General features: G+C 58.8%; 15 protein-coding genes. 11 read left to right on the forward strand and 4 right to left on the reverse strand.

The window, feature by feature from the left end:
• Positions 1-996 precede the first annotated feature (996 nt).
• The 3 genes from ACN19L_RS09845 to mscL form a co-directional block, all read right to left on the reverse strand.
• The gene (locus tag ACN19L_RS09845; protein WP_426493309.1) at positions 997-1,449 is read right to left on the reverse strand and encodes a hypothetical protein; all 453 of its coding nucleotides are present in this window, start codon (positions 1,447-1,449) and stop codon (positions 997-999) included.
• 97 nt (positions 1,450-1,546) lie between these two features.
• Positions 1,547-2,533, reverse strand: a complete 987-nt coding sequence (locus ACN19L_RS09850; RefSeq protein WP_426493310.1) for a DUF3078 domain-containing protein — start codon at positions 2,531-2,533, stop codon at positions 1,547-1,549.
• Positions 2,534-2,617: 84 nt separating this feature from the next.
• Positions 2,618-3,043: a large conductance mechanosensitive channel protein MscL gene (mscL, locus tag ACN19L_RS09855; RefSeq protein ID WP_426493311.1), complete on the reverse strand. Its 426-nt coding sequence runs from the start codon at positions 3,041-3,043 to the stop codon at positions 2,618-2,620.
• 244 nt (positions 3,044-3,287) lie between these two features.
• Here mscL and ACN19L_RS09860 point away from each other — a divergent pair, with 244 nt between their 5' ends.
• From ACN19L_RS09860 to ACN19L_RS09890, 7 genes are all read left to right on the forward strand, one after another.
• Positions 3,288-4,076: an enoyl-CoA hydratase/isomerase family protein gene (locus ACN19L_RS09860; protein ID WP_426493312.1), complete on the forward strand. Its 789-nt coding sequence runs from the start codon at positions 3,288-3,290 to the stop codon at positions 4,074-4,076.
• Positions 4,077-4,196: 120 nt separating this feature from the next.
• Positions 4,197-5,696 (forward strand): lipopolysaccharide biosynthesis protein, encoded by a 1,500-nt coding sequence (locus ACN19L_RS09865; protein WP_426493313.1) that lies wholly within the window; start codon positions 4,197-4,199, stop codon positions 5,694-5,696.
• Between the two features lie 173 nt (positions 5,697-5,869).
• Positions 5,870-6,304 (forward strand): dUTP diphosphatase, encoded by a 435-nt coding sequence (gene dut, locus ACN19L_RS09870; protein ID WP_426493314.1) that lies wholly within the window; start codon positions 5,870-5,872, stop codon positions 6,302-6,304.
• 161 nt (positions 6,305-6,465) lie between these two features.
• Positions 6,466-7,476 carry a sugar nucleotidyltransferase gene (locus ACN19L_RS09875; protein WP_426493315.1) on the forward strand — a complete coding sequence of 337 codons (1,011 nt, stop codon included), beginning with the start codon at positions 6,466-6,468 and terminating at the stop codon, positions 7,474-7,476.
• 120 nt (positions 7,477-7,596) lie between these two features.
• Positions 7,597-9,405, forward strand: a complete 1,809-nt coding sequence (locus ACN19L_RS09880) for a tetratricopeptide repeat protein (RefSeq protein WP_426493316.1) — start codon at positions 7,597-7,599, stop codon at positions 9,403-9,405.
• Positions 9,398-10,156, forward strand: a complete 759-nt coding sequence (locus ACN19L_RS09885) for a DUF4292 domain-containing protein (RefSeq protein ID WP_426493317.1) — start codon at positions 9,398-9,400, stop codon at positions 10,154-10,156. The genes ACN19L_RS09880 and ACN19L_RS09885 overlap by 8 nt, the downstream gene beginning before the upstream one ends.
• Positions 10,140-11,477 carry a murein hydrolase activator EnvC family protein gene (locus ACN19L_RS09890; RefSeq protein WP_426493318.1) on the forward strand — a complete coding sequence of 446 codons (1,338 nt, stop codon included), beginning with the start codon at positions 10,140-10,142 and terminating at the stop codon, positions 11,475-11,477. Before ACN19L_RS09885 ends, ACN19L_RS09890 begins: the two co-directional genes overlap by 17 nt.
• A gap of 263 nt (positions 11,478-11,740) precedes the next feature.
• On the opposite strand, the gene ACN19L_RS09895 is transcribed toward ACN19L_RS09890, so the two are convergent.
• Positions 11,741-12,697 carry a LytTR family transcriptional regulator DNA-binding domain-containing protein gene (locus tag ACN19L_RS09895; protein WP_426493319.1) on the reverse strand — a complete coding sequence of 319 codons (957 nt, stop codon included), beginning with the start codon at positions 12,695-12,697 and terminating at the stop codon, positions 11,741-11,743.
• A gap of 291 nt (positions 12,698-12,988) precedes the next feature.
• Between ACN19L_RS09895 and ACN19L_RS09900 the strand changes: the two genes are divergently transcribed.
• The 4 genes from ACN19L_RS09900 to ACN19L_RS09915 all read left to right on the forward strand — a co-directional run bounded on the left by ACN19L_RS09900 (position 12,989) and on the right by ACN19L_RS09915 (position 17,193).
• Positions 12,989-13,213, forward strand: a complete 225-nt coding sequence (locus ACN19L_RS09900; protein ID WP_426493320.1) for a Sec-independent protein translocase subunit TatA/TatB — start codon at positions 12,989-12,991, stop codon at positions 13,211-13,213.
• A gap of 11 nt (positions 13,214-13,224) precedes the next feature.
• Positions 13,225-13,596 carry a Sec-independent protein translocase subunit TatA/TatB gene (locus ACN19L_RS09905; RefSeq protein ID WP_426493321.1) on the forward strand — a complete coding sequence of 124 codons (372 nt, stop codon included), beginning with the start codon at positions 13,225-13,227 and terminating at the stop codon, positions 13,594-13,596.
• Between the two features lie 13 nt (positions 13,597-13,609).
• Entirely contained in the window at positions 13,610-15,049 is a 1,440-nt protein-coding gene (gene gatA / locus ACN19L_RS09910; RefSeq protein ID WP_426493322.1) for an Asp-tRNA(Asn)/Glu-tRNA(Gln) amidotransferase subunit GatA, read from the forward strand.
• A 197-nt stretch (positions 15,050-15,246) separates the two neighbouring features.
• Positions 15,247-17,193, forward strand: a complete 1,947-nt coding sequence (locus tag ACN19L_RS09915; protein WP_426493323.1) for a LysM peptidoglycan-binding domain-containing protein — start codon at positions 15,247-15,249, stop codon at positions 17,191-17,193.
• Positions 17,194-17,237 lie beyond the last annotated feature (44 nt).

Here is a 17,237-nt window from a genome sequence, read left to right on the forward strand (position 1 = left end):
CTTTTAGCCATCACTCAACTGGGCCCCGACTTATGCAAGTCGGGGCCCAGTTGTTTATATGTCATGAGGTAGCAGTAGCAATGCATACTCAACCGGCTTAACTGACTCGCTTTGTTAACGTGCTTTTCTGAAGTTTATAACGAAGTGTGGTGATGGGTGTCAACCTAGCTTCAATCTTTTTTTGCATCAGTCCTATAAATTATTGAACTTATACAACGAAGGCCAGCAGTTACTGCTCACATCATGAAAAACCGCTCACCTACCCTCCGCCCATCGTGCTGGTACCACCTCATTCATTCCTGCACGCTTTCCCCGCAGCCGGATTTACTACCTGCTAAGGATGCTGAACGGACAATAACTCTATTCACACAATAGGGATAAGAGCCCAAAGTCAAGCATTTGCCGACCACTGGTAACGTCCCGACTTCGCACCGGAGGGAGAAGGATAGAATAGCTTATGTACCGGTAGCGAAGGGCCATACACACCGGACATGTGGGGCCGGAGTCAAGCCAGACGTTTCAGAATACGGCTGCGTGCAGCAGTACATTCGTGGAGGGTAGCCGCTGTCTGGATAAACGCAGGGCTAAGTGCATGAGTGGTTGTGAATAAGCCGCGGCAGCGGCAATGAATCGGGGTAAAGAATGAGTTTACGAGGAGCTTCTGGCTTGACCAGAAGCTACGGGGCCAGCACGTAACACCCGGAATTTACTACCCGCATTCGGTGCACCGAAAGGCCTTTTGTGCAGCTGCAGGTACAGCCGCACTCACATCAGCGCCGAAGGTATTCAGGCTACATCACCCGACGGTCCATCTCCGCCACTATAGTTTTTGTCAGCACTGCCTGCTGCTTCCTCTTCTTCGGCTGCATCGGGGGCGAACGGTGGCCCCGATACTGCTGAAGATCAAAAAGCCCCGGAGCGTTGCGCCGGGGCTTTTTTTACGGGTCGTACCGGCAACCAACTGATCAGGTTGCTACTGGACAAGAAAGTGAGAGCTTAGAAAAACAGGAAGTGCTTTTTCTTTTTGTGGCTCAGCGGCTTGCCTTTGGGATCAACAAAGCCGGCCGGCCGGGTCTGGCCGCGCTTCTGCCGGGCCGTGCCAATGCGGTTGTCCTTGAACTTACGCACGGTGAAGCCCCCGGCTCCTTTCTCGAACTGCCTTGCCGGCCCGGCGGCCCGCCCAAAGCTGGTGTTGGCGGTGCCCATACCCGAGCGAGCTTCCAACACTTCCATTTGCTGGTCGCGCTTGGCCTCATCGGGGTTCATGCTCATGCGGCGCTGCATCCGGGCCACATCATTGCTGCGGCTCTTCTGCTTTTTGCGCGGCGCCTCCTCGGTGCGGCGGGGCTGGCCGATGGATTCGCCAGACAGGGTACTTTGCGCCTGGGCGGCCGGGGCCAGCAGGACCCCGGCGGCGGCAACTACCACAACGGAGAGAAACTTCTTCATAGAGCAGAAAAGGAGCAAAAGACAGGGCCATAAAGGCACATATAATGCCAGAATGTATGCGGCCAACGGGTGGTTGGCAAAGTTAGTTCGATTTCAATTAAAACTTGTAAGTCAGCCCGATACCAAGTGTTTCCTTGAACTGTACCCGCCGCCCCCGATCATCGGGCACCCCGTCTTCGTTGCGGTCCAGGGGCACCCGGATGTCGTCGTCGTAGATGAGCAGGGTCGTAACGCTGGCGCTTACGTACTTATTTACTTTGAAGTCGAGGAGGTTTTCCCAACTGACGTCGATGTTCTGCGGATTGTGAAAGTAGTTACTGAACAGCTCCAGGCGGGTGTTGTAGGTGATGTTGGTGAATAGTACGTGCCGGTAGCGGGCGTTGAGGTAAGCTCCCAGCTCCTCGCGCAGCCGCTGCCCGGTGCCCGGCAGCAACTGCCCGGCCGTGTCGCGGCGGGCACCCCGCACTCCAAAGGAGCCGGCATCGGCCAGTTGCTGATCGGCTACCACGGTAAACTTACCAGTGGCCGGGGACAGTAATATAGAGAAATCGGTATTCGGTTTGTACTCCACGCCCAATGAGGCCAGAATATAGGCCGGGGCGAAAAAGCGGGACAGCAGCGAGTCTGGTTTTTCGGGGGCTTTGGTGGGGGTTAGCTGCGTTTTCAGGTTTATCTGGGCGGCGTACGAGAGCGTGGTGGTGAACTGCCGGGCGTAGCGGCCGTTCAGTTCCAGCCGATCATCATTTTTGCGCAGGCGGGATTTACCCGCCTTCAGCAGGCCGTACACCAGGTTACCGGACAGGTCGAAGGTGTGTTCGGCGCCCCGGTAGTGCAGGTACATGTTGCCCGTGGACAATAACGACAGGGAGCTTTGCCCACCGGGGGCCCAGTTACGCAAACTCACCTGGCTGAAATTGAGTGTACCGGCGCCCCCGCGCCGCCAGCCCCGGACCGTATCCACCTCCGCAGATATTTTATACGCCGGCAGCGGGGCCGGGGGGCGGCGCGGGTCGTCAGCCTGAGCAAAGGCAGCCGCATTGAGGCCAGTGAAAAAGATAACCAGAGCAGTAATCCGTGCGGACATACCAGAGTGTAGCAACAGTAAACAAAAAGGCCGGCTCCTGCCCTGCCAGGGACAAAAGCCGGCCAAACATACAGCCTGTTGCGGTTAGCCGCGCGTGCGCAGCGCATCCCGGATTTCCATCAGCAGCTGCTGGTCTTTAGTGGGGCCGAGGTCGGCCACGGGTATCACCTCCTGGGGCCGCTTAAAGCGGTTGGCGAGCTTTACAACCCAGAAAATCACGAAAGCAATAATCAGGAAATATATAACCGCATTCAGAAAATTGCCATAACTCACAACAGCCGCTTTGGCATCCTGCGCTGCTTTTAAGCTCTCGTAGTGCTGCCCGTTTAGCGCAAAGAACTTCTCTTTGAAATCAATATTGTTGGTGAATAGGCTCAGGATAGGCATAATGATGTCATCCGTCAGGGATGAAACAATTTTGCCAAAAGCCCCACCGATGATGACGCCGACGGCCAAGTCGAGCACATTGCCTTTGGAGATAAACTCTTTGAATTCGGAAACGAAACCCATGTTTTGGAAGTGTTTGAAGGTGAGAGCTGTAGATACTTGCGGTTAAATATAGATTTTTCCGCTTCCGCTGCCAACGTTTGGTTACTGCCGGCAAATATGCAGCGACTGGCATGGGGCCGGGGACGGGTTTCGACAACTACTGGTCCTGACGCGTTCAATCCGGACTTTACCCGATGAGCCGGGGCGCGGCGCAATTCCCAGTATCTTTACCGGCACAGTATTCCACCTCTCCAACGCTTCCCGCATGACCACCTTCACCAATGTACTGTACCAGGTTGAGTCCGAAACCGGTATTCTGACCCTCACCGTAAACCGCCCCGATAAGCTGAACGCCCTCAACGCGGCCACTATTCAGGAAATCCGGGCGGCCGTGGAGCAGGCCCAGCAGGACCCCGCCGTGCGCGGCATTATCCTGACGGGCAGCGGGGAAAAATCATTTGTGGCCGGGGCCGATATTGCCGAGCTGACGCAGCTGGATGAGGCAGCCGCCCGCCGGGCAGCCGAGCAGGGCCAGCAGGCCTTCCGGCTGATTGAGGAAAGCCGCAAGCCGGTTATTGCCGCCGTCAACGGCTTCGCGTTGGGCGGAGGCTGCGAGCTGGCCATGGCCTGCCACCTGCGTATTGCCGCCGACAACGCCCGCTTTGGTCAGCCCGAAGTGAACCTGGGCCTGCTGCCGGGCTACGGAGGTACCCAGCGCCTTACCCAGCTGATCGGTAAAGGCAAAGCCATTGAGTTGCTGCTGACTGCCGACATGATTAAAGCCGAAGAAGCCCTACGCCTGGGTTTGGTAAACCACGTAGTTCCCCAGGCCGAGCTGCTGTCCTTCACGCGGCAGCTGTTGCAGCGCATCCTCACCAAAGCCCCCATTGCCGTGGGCCTGTGCCTTGATGCCGTGAATGCCTACTTTGATAAAGACCGGGACGGGTACCAGGCCGAGGCGGAGTCGTTCGGGCGGTGCTTCACCTCGGCCGACTTCCGCGAGGGCACCTCCGCTTTCCTGGAGAAGCGCACAGCGGCGTTTACCGGAAAATAACCCGCGAGTAAGAACCCGTAGAATTCGGTGGATAAGCCAGCCTGCGCTGCTCGTCCGCCGAATTTCGTGTGCTTACCCGGCCAATTCTGACTTTTAGTTCTTCATTTCTACGCATTCCAGATGAGTATTGCCAAGCGGCTGGCGTCGCAAACGGCCATTTATGGCTTGAGCAGCATTGTGGGCCGCGTACTGAACACCTTCTTGGTGCCGGTGTACACGGCCCGTTTTGCGGCGGCGGAATATGGTATCGTAACGGGCTTGTACGCCTACGTGGCGTTTCTGAACGTGGCGTTTACCTACGGCATGGAAACCACGTATTTCCGCTTCGCCAACCGCCCCGGCACCGACCGGCACGAGTTGTATGACCGGGTGATGACCCTGCTGCTGCTCTCCAGCGTGGTGCTGACGGCCGTGCTGGCCGCCCTGGCCCGCCTCCTGATGAGCCTGCTGGACCTGCCCCCCGGCCACGAGCGGTACGCCGTCTGGATTGCCCTGATTCTGGGGCTGGATGCCGTGGCGGCTATTCCGTTTGCCCGGCTGCGGCTGGAAAACAAGGCTCGTAAGTTTGCTGCCATCCGCTTGGCCAACATTGCCGTCAACGTAGGCCTGAACCTGTTTTTCATCGTGCTCTGCCCCGAAGTGCTGGCGGGCAAGTACCTGGTGGGGCTGCAGCCGCTGGTAGCCAGCATCTACAATCCCACCATGGGCATCGGGTACATATTCCTCTCCAACTTGGCGGCTTCGGCCTGTACCTTACTATTGCTGGGCCGGGAGCTGCTGGATTTCCGCTTCCGCCTGAACCTGGAGCCCCTGCGGCCCATGCTGCAATACGCGTACCCGATTTTGCTGATGGGCCTGGCTGGCACCGTAAACGAGATGCTGGACCGGACAATCCTACCCAAGTGGCTGCCGGATGGCTTTTACCCCGGCCAAAGCAAGCAGGCGGCCCTGGGCATCTACGGAGCCTGCTACAAAATCAGTGTGCTGATGAACCTGGTGATTCAGGCCTTTAAATACGCCGCCGAGCCGTTCTTTTTCGCTCAGAGTACGGAGAAAAACTCGCCCCGCACCTTTGCCCTCGTACTGAAGTGGTTTACGCTGTGCTGCGCTATGCTATTTGTGGGCGTGAGCGTGAATCTGGATATCGTAGCCAGCGTTTTTCTGCAGCGGCCGGAATACCTGCAGGGCCTGGCCGTGGTGCCCGTGCTGCTGCTGGCTTACCTGTTTCTGGGCGTGTACTGGAACCTCTCGGTGTGGTTTAAGCTCACCGACAAAACTTACTACGGCACCTACCTGGGCTTTGCCGGCGCGGTGCTCACGGTGGTCCTCAATTTCCTGCTGATTCCGCTGCTGGGCTACATGGGCTCGGCTATTGCTACGCTGGCCTGCTACTTTATGATGGCGGCTTTGTGCTGGTGGCTGGGCGAGCGGCACTACCCGGTGCCCTACCCGGTGGGCCGCCTGCTCACGTGGCTGGCCGTGGCCGTGGGCGTGGTGGCCGTTAGCTGGTGGGCGCCGGTGGCCGCTGGCTGGGCCCGCTACGGCTTCCACGCGCTGCTTACGCTGGGCTTTATTGGGCTGGTAGCGGCGGTGGAAGGCCGCCGCCTGCGCACCATTTAGCGGGCGCCCCCATGCTGCGGATACCGTAAAAAACCGCTAGATTGGGCCCGCTTCAGCAGGTTTTATCTGCTGGAATTCTCCTGTTTTCTCCCTGAATACGGCAAGCCTGCGCGCCGCTTCCGGTTGGGGTGCGGCACCTTATTCCGCTGCAACTCCCTGACTTCCTTTTCTTCATGCAAATTCCCGTTATCAACCGCAGCAAGCACCCCTTGCCGGAATACCAGACGGCCCACGCCGCCGGCCTCGATGTGCGGGCCAACCTCCCGGAGCCGGTTACGTTGAAGCCCCTGCAACGCGCCCTCATCCCAACGGGCCTGTTTCTGGAAATTCCGGTGGGCTATGAAGCGCAGGTGCGCCCGCGCAGTGGCCTGGCCTACAAGCACGGCATCGGCATCGTTAACAGCCCCGGCACCATTGATGCCGACTACCGTGGCGAGCTACAAGTGCTGCTCGTGAATTTGTCGGACCAGGAGTTTGTGGTCCAGGATGGGGAGCGGGTAGCGCAGTTGGTAGTAGCCCGCCACGAAACTATTGTGTGGCAGCCGGCCGAGGTACTTAGCGAAACTCAACGGGGTACCGGCGGCTACGGCAGCACAGGCACCATCTGAATTATGAATTAAGAAGTATGAATTGAGAAGTAGCTTTTAGCTTTCTTACACCGGAAAACAGTTGCGCTAGGCTGTTTTCTCTACGGGCTGTTTCTCAGTTTATTAGTTCTCAATCCCTAATTCATCATTCTTAATTCATAACTCATCATTTCTTTCCTCCCATGAAGATTATCGTTCCAATGGCCGGTATGGGCAAGCGGATGCGCCCTCACACGCTCACCGTTCCGAAGCCGCTGATTCCGATTGCCGGTAAGCCCATTGTACACCGCTTGGTTGAAGACATTGCCAAAGTGTGTGGGGAGCCAGTTGAGGAAGTAGCCTTCATCATCGGCCGCTTTGGCAGTGAGGTGGAGAAAAGCCTGATTAAGATTGCCGAATCCGTGGGGGCCAAGGGCACCATTCACTACCAGGACGAGCCCCTGGGTACGGCCCACGCTATCCTGTGCGCGCAGTCGGCCCTGGATGGTCCGGTGGTTGTGGCGTTTGCCGATACGCTATTCAAAGCTGATTTTATCTTGGACGCCTCGGCCGAGGGCACCATCTGGGTGCAGCGCGTGGACGACCCCAAGCCTTTTGGCGTGGTGAAGCTGGATGAGCAGGGTCAGATTACCGATTTCGTGGAGAAGCCTCAGGAATTTGTATCCGACTTGGCCATCATCGGTATCTACTACTTCAAGGATGGTGAGTACCTGCGCCAGGAGCTGCAGTACCTGCTCGATAACGACATCAAGGATAAGGGCGAGTACCAGCTCACCAATGCCCTGGAGAATATGAAAAACAAGGGCACCAAGTTTGTGCCCGGCCGCGTAACCGAGTGGCTTGACTGTGGCAACAAAGACGCCACCGTATTTACCAACCAGCGCTACCTGGAGTACCTGCAGGAGCGCGGCGAAACACTGGTAGCGGAATCCGCCAGGGTGACCAACTCCGTACTGATTCCACCGGTGTACGTGGGCGAAGGCGTGGTCATCACCGACTCGGTAGTAGGTCCGCACGTAAGTCTGGGCGACCATACCAACGTACGCCATTCCGTCGTTTCCAATTCCATTGTGCAGCAGTCGGCCTCCGTGCTGCACGCCAACATCATCAACTCCATGGTAGGCAGCCACGCCACGGTAGCCAGCCAACCCAACGATTTGAGCGTGGGCGACTACAACACGCTGCGCGTGTGATATTTTTGCGTCGCCTGACGTTTTACGTAGCGCGGACCTTTGGGGGCCATCAGCGTGTTGGGGTTAGGTAACCTGTTTCCAATTCGCGGGCCTTTCGTAGGGTCCGCGCTACCGTTTTCAATGAGCCGACTTCGTGCCTTTGCTATTCTGCTACTGAGCCTGCTGCTGGCCGGGCCTGCCTATGCCCAGCAGCCAGCGCCTCCCGCTACCTCAGAGGAGGGCAAGCCGCGCAAACTCAACCGCAAAGAACGGAAGGAGCTGGCCCGCCGGGCCGCGCTGGATGCCGCAGCCCGGCAGCGGGTAAATCTCACGGAGAAAGACCGGGAGATGAGCGAGGCATTTTTCGTGGATGGCGTCCGGTTTCTGCTGCTGGAAGATTACAACAAAGCGCTGGAGCGGTTTTTGAAGGCCTACGCCATCAACCCTACCAACGCGGCCATCAATTACAAGATTGCCGAAACCAACCTGCTAAGCGGCAACTTTAAGGACGCCACCAACTTCGCGCTGGTAGCCGTGAAGCTGGACCCGCAGAACGCGTACTACTACCTGCTGCTGGCCCAGATTTATGCTTCCCAGAAGCAGTTTGCCGAGGCTACGCAGACCTACACAACCCTTATCAAGGCTGTGCCTAACTCCGGTCCTTATTTGTTCAATCTGGCCGATTTGTATCTGGCGCAGGGCAAGCTGAACGAGGCGCTGGCGACGTTTGAAGAGGCTGAAAAGAAGTTCGGTCCTCTGGATGAGGTGTCGTTCAAGAAGCAGCAGATCTATCTGAAGCAGAACAACCTCGATAAAGCATTGCAGGAAGGTGAGGCCCTGATTGCCGCCAACCCTGATGAGGTGCGCTATGTGCTGGCCCAGGCCCAGCTGTACGCCACCAACAACCGCCTGTCTGATGCCATTCGGGTAACCGAGCAGGCCCTGAAACAGGACCCCGACAACCCCCGGGCCCGCATGATTCTGGCCGACGTGTACCGGCAGCAGAAAAACACGCCGGAATCGGAGCGGCAGCTCAAGCTGGCTTTTGAGAGTCCTTCCCTGGATATCGACAACAAGGTGCGGATTCTGGTGGACTACATCAAGCAGTTGCCTAACCCCGATCTGAACCAGACGGCCCAGGAACTGGCGGCCATTACTACCCGCGTGCACCCCAAGGAAGCCAAAGCCTTTTCCATTGCCGGCGACATCCAGACGGTGACGGGCAACCGCCCGGCCGCCCGCGCCAACTACCTGCAGGCCATTCGGCTGGATAACTCCCGTTATCAGATCTGGCAGCAGGTAGTGCTCATTGATGCCGAGCTAAACCAGATTGACTCCCTGCTGACCCATACCGGCCAGGCGCTGGAACTGTTCCCGAATCAGGCCCCACTCTGGTTTTACAACGGCGTGGGCTACCAGCTCAAAAAGCAACCCGCCAAAGCCATCAAGTCCCTGGAGTACGGCCGTAAGCTAGCCACCGATAACCCGGAGCTGCTGGCGCAGTTTGATACCCAGCTTGGCGACGTTTACCACGAACTGAAGGATTACCCCAAATCGGATGCGGCCTACGAGGCGGCCCTCACCTTTGACGCCAACAATGCCCAGGCGCTCAATAATTACAGCTACTACCTTTCTTTGCGGGGCGAAAAGCTAGAGAAGGCCCGGGAAATGGCTGGCAAGCTGGTAAAGCAGAATCCCGACAACGATACGTATTTGGATACGTACGGCTGGGTGCTGTACCGGCTGAAGGACTATGCCGGGGCCCGGCAACAGCTGGAAAAGGCCCTGAAAACAACCACCGATGCCACCGTGGTGGAGCATTACGGCGACATACTGTTCCAACTCGGGGAGGCCGATAAGGCGCTGCAGGAATGGCAGCGCGCCAAAAAACTGGGTGGGGCTTCCCTGCTTATCGACCGTAAGATCAAAGACAAGAGACTCTATGAGTAACCGCCTCGCGCTGCTGCTGCTAAGCTCCTTTCTGCTGCTGGGCAGCTGTACCCGCAAACTGCTGCCCGGCAAGAAACCGGCCGCCACGGTACCCATGCCTGAGGCCGTGCGCGCCGCCAATGTAGACTTCCGGTTTCTGGCAGCCAAAGGCAAGGCCCAGTTCGGCGACCAGAGCGGCAACATCAACGTGCGTATCCGCAAGGACAGCGTTATCTGGATTTCGGCCTCTTTGATTGGAATCGAAGGTGGCCGCATCTACATCACCCGCGACTCGGTGCAGGTGCTGGACAAGCTGCACAAAGAGTATTACGCCGGCGACTTTGCCTACCTGAGCCAGCGGCTGAACGTGCCCGTTAATTTTGATATGGTGCAGGCCCTGCTGTTAGGCAACTACCTGGCTCCGCTCAGCGCCACTGTGCAGCCCACCGTAACGACCGAGGGACCCATGCAACGCGTGAACTACGAGCAAGCCGGCCTGCTGGTACAGCAGCTCGTGCACCTCGACCGGGCCCGCATTCAGCAACTGCAGGTGCAGGCTCCGGCCAGTCAGAATAAGCTCACAGTAGATTACTCTGACTTTCGGCCACTGGAGCGCAACCCGCAGCAGTTTGCCTACAGTACCCTGGTGCAGGTGCAACAGGGCCAGACACCGCCAACCACTGTTACGCTTACCTACCGCTCAGTGGATGTGGATAAGGAGCGGCTGCAGTTTCCGTTTTCGGTTCCGAAAGGCTATGCGCGGAAAAAGTAACGGGTGGCTTCTGCTGGTGCTGGCCGGCCTGTTGGCGGTTTCCCCGGCGCAGGCCCAACGCAAATCCAAGGCCCAGCTGGAGCGGGAGCGGCGCGCTACGCTCAAGCGCATTCAGGAAACCAGCCGCATTCTGGCCCAGACCCAACAGCAGAAGCAGGCTTCGGTAGGCCAGCTCAACGCCCTCAAGGAAAAGCTGACGGTGCAGCAGGGCGTCATCAAAAACATTAGCAGCGAGTTGCGCTACATTGAAACTGATGTGCGCCAGACGGAAACCCAGGTGCAGCAGACGCGCCAGAGCCTGGAGCAGCTCAAGGCCGAATATGCCCGCCTGATTTATGCCGGCTCCAAAACGGCCAACGGCTACAATCGGCTCATGTTTCTATTCGCTTCTGAGTCGTTCAACCAGTTTATGCTGCGGCTGCGCTACATCCGGCAGTATACAGAGGTGCGCCAGGCCCAGGCCGCCCAGATTACCCACACGCAGCAGCGGCTCAGTTCACAGCTGGCGGGGCTGAAGGAAAAGCAAGAGGAGAAAGGCAGCCTGCTCAGCAACCAGATTTCAGAGAAAAAAAACCTGCTCACGCTAAAAACCCAGCAGGACCAGGTAGTAACCAAGCTCACCCAGCAGGAGGAAAACCTGCGTAAGGAGCTGGCCGCCCGCCAGCAGGCCGTTAGCCGCCTCGATAACCTGATTGCCCAGCGGGTACGGGAGGAAATTGCCCGCGCCGCACGGGCTGCCGCCCGGCGCGCCGCCGCCAATGCCGCGCGGGCCTCAGCAGCTTCCGCCCCGTCGCGCAGTCCGGCCGCTACCACACGCACCAGCCCCACGGCCGAGGCGGAAGCCGCGGCCGTATCGGCGGCGGAGCGCGTGGATAAGGTTACGCTCACGCCCGAAACGGCCGAGCTGGCTTCTTCCTTCCACGATAACCGGGGCCGGCTGCCCTGGCCCGTGGGGCGGGGCTTTATCAGTCAGCGCTTCGGCCGCCATAACCACCCCGTACTGAAAAATGTGGTGGTGGAAAACCGGGGCGTGGATATTCAAACCAGTGCCGGCGAGCCGGTACGAGCCGTATTCAATGGCAAGGTGCTCACGGTGGCCAGTGTACCCGGCATGGGCACCATTGTAATGGTGCAGCACGGCGACTATTTCACGGTATATGCCAAATTACGCAGCGTAGGCGTGAGCGAAGGGCAGCAGGTGCAGGCCCGGCAGGCTATCGGCACGGTATCCACCGATGCCGAGGGTACTTCCGAAGTACAGTTTCAGGTGTGGCACAATAGCTCCAACCTGAATCCGGAAAACTGGTTGGGCCGCAAATAAGGCGGTTTTGGCGCACGAAGGCATAAAAAAACACCGTGCAAGGCGCGGTGTCTTTCTGAGCTATGAAAACAAACTTAGCTACCAGAATCCCTCCCCCGGAAGCCATTCAGCCACGTAGGGCAGCCGCTACTTCCGGAGTTAATCCCCGATAACCGTTTCAAAGATACGCGGCACAACAGCAGTTGATTGTCCAAATTCGCCGAATCAGTTTTTTCCCTCGGTGAATTGTCTAAATCCGGATACCGCTTATCTCAGCCGAGCGCCTAGATGAGGTTCAGCCGTCCCAGAAGCGCAGCTTTATATGAGTTGCCGATGGGCACGGGCAGCAGGCTGCTAGCCTGCTCAAAGCCACGACCAGCCTCCACAATCAGCGCATCACTCTCAATGGAGATAATCCGGTCGAGGCGCACAATGTATTTGCGGTGCACCCGGGCAAATTCCCGGGCGGGTAGCTTGGCCTCCAGTTCCTTCATGGTGCTGTACACGGTGTACCGTTCCCGTCCGGAGTAGATGTTCACGTAGTCGCCAAGGGCCTCCACGTAGCGGATATCAGTGGTTTTTACCCGCAGTAGCTTGTGGTCCTGCTTGATAAAAATTTCGTTCTGTCCGCCGTTCAGGTACAACGACTCAGCAGTATCATTGGCCATACGCAGCAGCCCTTCTAGTTTTGTTTTTTCTTCTTGCAGTTGAATTTTGGCCCGCCGCAGTTCTAGGTGTGCCACCACTTCACGGGCCAGAATTCGTAGGGCTTCCCGTTGCTCCGCAGTGAGCCGGCGCGGCACCTGATCAATGGCGCAGATGGCCCCCAGCGCGTGCCCCTCGGGCGTGATGAGCGGATACCCGGCGTAAAACCGGATGTGCGGGTCGCCGGTAACCATGGCGTGGTTTTGAAACAGCGGGTCTTGGAGCGCATCTTCCACTTCCAGCAGCTCAGTACCCTGAATGGTGTACTGACAGAATGCTTCGCTGCGGGGCGTACTACCCACTTCCGTCAGCCCCGACTGTGCCTTAAGCCACTGCCTCTCCCCATTCAGCAATGAAATCAGCGAGATAGGCGTGCCGCAGATGAAGCCGGCCAGCCGCACCAGATCATCAAACACCGACTCTGGCGGGGTATCCATAATCTGGTATTGCTCAAGGGCTTTTACCCGCGCAGCCTCATCGGCACGCCGGGCAGCCGGTTTGGAGCGAGCAGGAGCGGCAAAGGATTTAGGCGACATTGAGATGCAGAAAGAATAAAAGGAGAAGTAAGCTTAATGGGCTCCTGACTATCAAAATTGTGGAGAAGTAAGCGTACTGCGGTACCGCCGCCGCTGAATCTGTACATTTACCCGCCTAATGTTCGGGTTTGCTGGTTCGAATACTGCCCTTGCCTGCGCTCTTGCCGCCAGCCGCGCACCCAGGCGGGAACTGATTTTCAAATTATGCGGTACCTTTATCAATCCTAATGGGTTGCCAGACCCGTATAAGGAGCTTTACCATCCCAAACCTGGCCTCACGGCCTGCATTCTATGAACCTTGCCACTCTTTTGCTTGGTATCGGTAATTTCGGCGGCACCGAAGTGCTGCTGATTGTACTGGCTGTCATTCTACTTTTCGGCGCCAAGCGCATTCCGGAGCTGTTCCGGGGCATGGGTCAGGGCATCCGTGAATTTAAGGATGCTTCCCGCGACGAAAAACCGGAGTTCCGGGACCGTCCCGTTAACCCCAACGACCCCAACGCTCCCCGCGTTTAACCTGTACCATTATGCACACGCCACTTTTTTTGTTTCTGGAAGGTATCGGCGGCGGTGAGCTAATGGTCATCGTGCTGTTCATCCTGATTTTCTTCGGTGCGAATAAGATTCCGGAGCTGGCCCGCGGCCTGGGCAAAGGCATCCGCGAGTTCAAAGACGCTTCCCGCGAAATCCGCAGCGAGATTGAAAATGCCGGTGCGCCGCCCCAGCAGCCTTATCAGCAACAGTTTCAGCAGCAGCCCTACCAGCAGCAGCCGGCCTACCAGGCCCCGCCGGTAGCCGAAGCACCCGCCGCTCCTATTGCCCCGCCGATGGATGGTGGCATTACCCCCCCGGTAACGCCCGCCCCCGAAGCGCGCCCCCGCCCCGATCAGTTGAACTAAATTCTATTTCGTCTTGAGACGCTTTAACTCCCTCACGGAAGTTCGCCACGAGCTGACGGCAGGCACCACGACCTGCCGTCAGCTCGTGGAGTATTACCTGGATAACATCCGGTGCAAAGAACACCTCAACGCCTTTCTGGAAGTATGGGCCGATGAGGCCCTGGCCCAGGCCGATGCCGTGGATGCCAAGCTGGCGGCCGGTACGGCTGGTAAGCTGGCGGGTATGGTGGTAGGCCTGAAGGATGTGCTGGCTTACGAAGGCCACACCCTGCAGAGCAGCAGCCACATCCTGGACGGCTTTAAGTCCCTGTTTACGGGTACGGCCGTGCAGCGCTTGCTGGAGGAGGATGCCATTATGATTGGCCGCCAGAACTGCGACGAGTTTGCCATGGGGGCGTCCAACGAAACATCGTACTTCGGCCCGGCCCGCAATGAAATTGACCCCGAGCGGGTGCCCGGTGGGTCATCGGGTGGCTCGGCCGTGGCCGTGCAGGCCGATATGTGTCTAGCGTCAATCGGCTCCGATACGGGTGGTTCGGTGCGGCAGCCGGCGGCGTTTTGCGGGATTGTGGGTTTCAAGCCCACGTACTCGCGCATCTCGCGCTACGGGCTGATTGCCTACGCTTCTTCCTTCGACCAGATTGGTACGCTGACCCGTTCGGTGGAGGATGCGGCTTTACTGCTGGAAGTAATGGCCGGGGCCGACCAGTTCGACAGCACCGTAAGCCAGCGCGACGTACCGGCGTACAGCCAGCAGTTCACGCCGGCCCCGCGTTACCGCGTAGGCTACATCAAGGACTGTCTGGAGCGCCCGGGCCTCAATCCTGAGATTAAGGCCGCTACGGAGCAGGCTCTAGAGCAGCTGCGCGGCCAGGGGCACGTGGTGGAAGCAGTGGAGTTTCCCTACCTCGATTACATTGTACCCACGTACTACATCCTGACCACGGCCGAAGCCAGCTCCAACCTGAGCCGCTACGACGGCGTGAAGTTTGGCTACCGCGCGCCGGATGCCACGGACCTGGAGTCGTTGTACAAGAAAACCCGCGCCCAGGGCTTCGGCCCCGAGGTGCAGCGCCGCATTATGCTGGGCACCTTTGTACTGAGTGCCAGCTACTACGACGCGTACTATACCAAAGCCCAAAAAGTGCGTCGCCTCATCAAGGAAACCACCGACGAGCTGCTGCGTGAGTATGACTTCCTGGTGCTGCCCACCACGCCCACCACGGCCTTCCGCATTGGCGACGTGAATAAGGACACACTGGCTATGTACTTGGCCGATATCTTCACGGTGCAGGCCTCCCTGGCGGGCGTACCGGCTATTTCGGTACCGAATGGTACGGATGCCCAGGGGTTGCCCATCGGTCTGCAGATTCTGAGCGGGGCCTTCCGCGAGGAGCACCTGCTGGCCTTCGCCAACGCCCTCACCGAAACCCTTGCGCCCGCCGAAGCCTAGGCTTCATTTGCGTGCCTAACAGCCTGCCTGGCGGGCCCTGCCGAACGATTCTGCTGAGTTGTGCGTAGGGGCTGCCAGGCAGTTTGCTGAACGCCGGACTGGTTTTTTTGCGAATCTGCGTTATTTTTGAAAATGCGCTGGACTCAGGTTCAGCGTTTTGTGTCTCCGGCTACGTTGCCCCGGGTTATCTATTGCTGATGAAGAAGTCGTTGCTGCGCGCTGCTGTTCCCGTTCTGTTGGCCTCGGCCCTGGCCCGCCCGGTAGCGGCCCAGGTACGGCCCCAGCTGCCGCCCGCTCCTCAGCCCGCCCTCAACGACACGCTGCAGGTACACCTGGAGCTGCTGCCCGACTCGCTGGTGGCAACTCCGGTACCCGTCGATTCGGCCCGCCTGCGGTGGCTTCGTACTTCGCCCGAGCTGCGCGACCTAGTGGGCGACCGAATTGCCTGTATTGAAACGGAGATGCCCCACGCCTTCAATAACCACGTAATGGCCTTTGTGCGGCTGTTTACGGAGCGGCAACGGGGCTACACGCAGCGGGTACTGGAGCGCGAAAACCTGTATTTTCCGCTGTTCGAGAAATACCTGGCCAAGTACAACCTGCCCACTGATCTGAAATACCTGGCCGTGGTGGAGTCGGCATTGATTCCGACGGCTAAATCCCGAGTGGGCGCCACCGGTTTGTGGCAGTTTATGGGCCCTACCGCCAACGACCTGCGCCTGCGCCGCGACGAGTGGGTGGATGAGCGGATGGACCCCGAGAAAGCCACGGAAGCCGCCTGCAAGCATCTGCGCTACCTGTACGGGGTATTTCACGACTGGGAAATGGTGCTGGCGGCCTACAACTGGGGGGCGGGCAACATGCAGAAGGTAGTGCGCCGTACCGGCAAGAAAACCTACTGGGAAGTGCACCCCAACCTGCCGGCCGAAACCCGCAACTACGTGCCCACCTTCACGGCCATCATGTACGCCATGAAGTACGCCAACGAGCACCAGCTGCACTCTCCCGCCCTGCGCTACCAACATGCCGAGGCTATGGACACGCTGCAGCTCGGCGGCCGCCCCTTCGACCTGACCCGCCTGGCCCGCGCCTGCGGCTACCCCGATTCGATGGCACTGCTGCGCCTGAACCCGGAGCTGCGCAAGCCTTACCTACCGGCCGGCTACCGACCCTATACCGTACAGTTCCCGGCGGCTACCCGCGCTACGCTGGCCGCCGTTGACCGGGAAACCCTGTTTGACTACTGCCGCCCGCTGGCCGAGCTACCTACTCCACTAGCAACCAAATCCGTATTGCTGGCTGGAGTAGAACCCTTTCCTACCCGGGACAAGGCCGTAGCTGCTGCCAAGCCAGTTTCTGCCCAGCCCAAGTACCGGCGCGTGCGCCACACCGTAAAGCGCGGCGAAACGGTGGCCTCGGTGGCCGAGCAATACGCGGTACGTACAGCCCAATTGCGGCGCTGGAACGAGCTGGGCCGTGGCAACTCGCTAACTTCACGTAAGCAGTTAGTGGTATTCGTGCCCCAGGCCACGCCTGCGGCACCAGCCGTTTCCGCTGCTGGCACGGTGGCTTCCGCCAAGCCAGCCGTGGCTGTCCGCTCCCAGAAAGCAACGCCGACCCTTGAGCTAAAGGAGGCCGAGGATACCGTAGAAGCACCTGTTGCGGCCCGCGCGGCCCGGTCCGTGGCAGTCCGGCCTGCTACCCGCCGGCCAGTGGAGGCAGTTCCCGCCGCCGCCGAAGCAGATGATACCGTTCCGACTTCCTACGTGGTGCGCTCCGGTGATTTTCTGGAAAAAGTAGCCCGCACGCACAACCTGACCATTGCCCAACTTAAGGCATGGAATAACCTGAAAGGCGAAACCGTGCAGCCGGGGCAAAAGCTCACACTGGTGGCCCCTGCCCCAACTGCCGAGTTGGTAGCCGCCACCCGTGAAGTGGCTACGCAACGCCCAGCCACCCGCCCGGCACCCGCAACTCCGAAAACCAGCCCGCCGCTACCCGAGGTGCACCTGGTGCAGCCCGGCGACACGCTCTACAATATCTCCCGCCGCTACCAAGGCCTCACGGTGGAGAAGCTGCGCGAGCTGAACCACCTGCAGTCCGATGACGTGAAACCGGGCCAGAAGCTGATTGTGCGCAGCTAGTTTCCTTGCTGAATATAGTACCCGGCTCAGGCTGGGTATTTTTT

Source organism: Hymenobacter sp. 102, from assembly GCF_049949205.1.
GTDB lineage: Bacteria > Bacteroidota > Bacteroidia > Cytophagales > Hymenobacteraceae > Hymenobacter.

Excerpts from the sequence above, each read along its gene's own strand:
- ACN19L_RS09895 (WP_426493319.1), bottom strand. The coding sequence starts at position 12,697 with ATGTCGCCTAAATCCTTTGCCGCTCCTGCTCGCTCCAAACCGGCTGCC.
- ACN19L_RS09880 (WP_426493316.1), top strand. The coding sequence starts at position 7,597 with ATGAGCCGACTTCGTGCCTTTGCTATTCTGCTACTGAGCCTGCTGCTG.
- dut (WP_426493314.1), top strand. The coding sequence starts at position 5,870 with ATGCAAATTCCCGTTATCAACCGCAGCAAGCACCCCTTGCCGGAATAC.
- mscL (WP_426493311.1), bottom strand. The coding sequence starts at position 3,043 with ATGGGTTTCGTTTCCGAATTCAAAGAGTTTATCTCCAAAGGCAATGTG.
- ACN19L_RS09865 (WP_426493313.1), top strand. The coding sequence starts at position 4,197 with ATGAGTATTGCCAAGCGGCTGGCGTCGCAAACGGCCATTTATGGCTTG.
- ACN19L_RS09915 (WP_426493323.1), top strand. The coding sequence starts at position 15,247 with ATGAAGAAGTCGTTGCTGCGCGCTGCTGTTCCCGTTCTGTTGGCCTCG.
- ACN19L_RS09885 (WP_426493317.1), top strand. The coding sequence starts at position 9,398 with ATGAGTAACCGCCTCGCGCTGCTGCTGCTAAGCTCCTTTCTGCTGCTG.
- ACN19L_RS09890 (WP_426493318.1), top strand. The coding sequence starts at position 10,140 with ATGCGCGGAAAAAGTAACGGGTGGCTTCTGCTGGTGCTGGCCGGCCTG.
- ACN19L_RS09900 (WP_426493320.1), top strand. The coding sequence starts at position 12,989 with ATGAACCTTGCCACTCTTTTGCTTGGTATCGGTAATTTCGGCGGCACC.
- ACN19L_RS09905 (WP_426493321.1), top strand. The coding sequence starts at position 13,225 with ATGCACACGCCACTTTTTTTGTTTCTGGAAGGTATCGGCGGCGGTGAG.
- ACN19L_RS09850 (WP_426493310.1), bottom strand. The coding sequence starts at position 2,533 with ATGTCCGCACGGATTACTGCTCTGGTTATCTTTTTCACTGGCCTCAAT.
- ACN19L_RS09860 (WP_426493312.1), top strand. The coding sequence starts at position 3,288 with ATGACCACCTTCACCAATGTACTGTACCAGGTTGAGTCCGAAACCGGT.
- ACN19L_RS09875 (WP_426493315.1), top strand. The coding sequence starts at position 6,466 with ATGAAGATTATCGTTCCAATGGCCGGTATGGGCAAGCGGATGCGCCCT.
- ACN19L_RS09845 (WP_426493309.1), bottom strand. The coding sequence starts at position 1,449 with ATGAAGAAGTTTCTCTCCGTTGTGGTAGTTGCCGCCGCCGGGGTCCTG.